We start from the raw sequence: 2,425 nt of genomic DNA, 5'->3' as shown, positions 1-2,425 counted from the left end.
CGTTCATCAGCGCTTGTTGCGCTTGGTCTCGGTATCCGCGCTCTCGGAGATGTCCGGCAGGTTCAACCGGTCGTCGCAACACCGGCTTCTTCCAAGGATTGTAGTTGCTTTTCGAAGACCTCGGCCGGTGTTCTCCAGCCGAGGGTCTTGCGGGGGCGGCTGTTTAGGGTGTGGGCCACGGCTTCCAGATCTTCTGCTGTCCAGCGGGACAGGTCGGTGCCCTTGGGGAAGTACTGACGCAGCAGCCCGTTGGTGTTCTCGTTGCTGGGCCGCTGCCATGGGCTGTGGGGGTCAGCGAAGTAGACCTTCGTGCCGGTCTCCAGGGCGAAGGTGGCGTGAGCGGATAGTTCCTTGCCGCGGTCCCAGGTGATGGTCTTGCGCAGCTGCTGCGGCAGAGCGGTGATCGACGCGGCGAGCGCGGTGTTCATCGCGACCGCACCGTAACCGCCCAGCGAGGGGCCGTTCTTGACCGGCGGCGTCTGGCCCCAGCCCTCCAAGCGAGGCAGATGGACCAGGATCGTGGCGCGGCTGTGGCGTTCGACCAAGGTGCCGATCGCGGAGCGGCCGGTGCCGATGATCAGGTCGCCTTCCCAGTGGCCGGGAACAGCCCGATCCGCGGCCTCCGCGGGCCGTTCGCTGATCACGACATCGGCGGTGACATGGCCATGGGGCTTGTTCCGCGAACGCTCACGCGGCGAGCGCAGAGCCCTGCCGGTGCGCAGGCAGGTCACCAGGTCCCGCTTCAGCGCCCCGCGGCCCTCGATGAACAGTGACTGGTAGATCGCCTCGTGACTGATCCGCATGGACTCATCATCACCGAACTCGATGCGCAGGCGGTGGCTGATCTGCTCCGGGCTCCAGGCCTTCGACCAGCGACGGTCGGCCCGGTGGGGCTTGTTCAACCCTTTCCAGACTGGCGTGTCTGGGCCGTTGACGGTGCGGCCGTCAGGGTGGGTGACCTTGCCAGCGAGCCGGTCCTGGACCTAGGGCATGTCTCTTAAATCCTGGTCCAGGTGATGCAGGCCGCGAGGACGACGGCGGCGCGGTAGGTGAGCGCGAGCTTGTCGTAGCGGGTGGCCAGTCCTCGCCACTGCTTCGCGAGAGCGAAGGAGCGCTCGACGACGTTGCGTCCCTTGTAGGCGACCGCGTCGAACCCAGGCGGCCGCCCGCCCCGGGAGCCTTTGCGCTGGCGGGAAGCGATCTCGTCCCGCTTCTGCGGGATCACGCCCGTGATACCGCGCCGGGCGAGGTGCCTGCGGTTGATCCTCGAGGTGTAGGCGCGATCGGCGAGGACCTTGTCGGGGCGAGTGCGGGGCCGGCCCCGGCCCGGGCGAGGAACCCTGATCTCGGCCAGTACCTCGATCAGCATGACGCCATCGTTGCGCTGCCCGCCCGTGACGACCGCCGCCAGCGGACGTCCGTTCCCATCGACCACGGCATGGATCTTCGTCGTCAGCCCTCCTCGCGACCGACCGATCCCGTGACCTGCAGGTTCGCGCGCACCACCCAGAGGACTGTGGACGAAGTCCTCACCGCGCGGCCTGTGATTCGCTCCGGCCCCCCGTGTCCTGCTCGGGGCGGGTCGTGTTGCTCGCGTGCTGATGCGCACGCGTGATCGTCGCGTCGACCGACACGTCCCAGGAGATCTTCCCGGCCGCGTCGGCCGTGGCGAGGAGCTCCTGGAGGACGTGATCCCAAGTGCCGTCCGCGGCATAGCGGCGATGTCGCTTCCAGACCGTCTGCCACGGCCCGAAACGCTCTCGCGGAAGATCCCGCCAGGGGATCCCGGTGCGGTACCGGTAGATGATGCCCTCGACGATCTGGCGACTGTTCCGGAAAGGACGCCCCCGTCGGCCATCGCTCGAGGGCAGATGCGGCTGGATCTGCTCCCACTGCCGATCCGACAGGACCGCGAACCTCGACTCACTCACCCCGACATCATCCCGCGAGCCTCACCCACCATTAAGGAGACACGCCCTAGTTGGTTACACGTCGCGTGGCCTGTTTGGGCGGAGGCTTCGGATGTTCTGGAGTCGGAGGCTGTTGTGGACGACGAAGACGGAGGAGAGGGACATCGCTGCGGCTGCGATGAGGGGGTTCAGCAGCCCGGCGGCGGCGATCGGGATGGCTGCGATGTTGTAGGCGAAGGCCCAGATGAGGTTGGTGCGGATGGTGCGGTTGGTGGCGCGGGCGAGGGTGATGGCGTCGGCGATCGCGTAGAGATCATCCCGGACGAGGATGATGTCAGCACTCTTCAGGGCGACGTCGGTGCCGGTGACGATTCCGAGTCCGAGGTCGGCGGCGGCGAGGGCGGGGGCGTCGTTGATGCCGTCGCCGACCATGGCGACGCGGTGCCCCTCGGCCTGGAGCTGTTCGATCACGGCGACCTTCTCGGTGGGCAGGACGCCGGCACGGACGTCCGGGA

General features: G+C 67.5%; 2 protein-coding genes and 1 pseudogene. All 3 read right to left on the bottom strand.

Annotation, left to right across the window (positions count from 1 at the left end; genetic code table 11):
* Positions 1-62: 62 nt before the first annotated feature.
* Positions 63-983: pseudogene (locus INT49_RS20710) on the bottom strand (IS30-like element ISPfr9 family transposase); the annotation flags it as partial.
* A 14-nt stretch (positions 984-997) separates the two neighbouring features.
* Positions 998-1,931 (bottom strand): IS5 family transposase gene (locus tag INT49_RS20705; protein ID WP_197408445.1). Its coding sequence is split into 2 segments (ribosomal slippage): positions 998-1,561 and positions 1,563-1,931, totalling 933 coding nucleotides; the frame shifts between segments, so codons are not numbered across the junction.
* Between the two features lie 54 nt (positions 1,932-1,985).
* On the bottom strand, positions 1,986-2,425 hold a 440-nt coding region (locus INT49_RS20700), incomplete at its 5' end, for an HAD-IC family P-type ATPase (RefSeq protein ID WP_193119616.1).

It is taken from the genome of Brachybacterium tyrofermentans, from assembly GCF_014897585.1.
Lineage (GTDB): Bacteria > Actinomycetota > Actinomycetes > Actinomycetales > Dermabacteraceae > Brachybacterium > Brachybacterium tyrofermentans.
The sequence above is the reverse complement of the archived record's forward strand: the minus strand, read 5'-3'. Positions and strand labels throughout refer to the sequence as shown.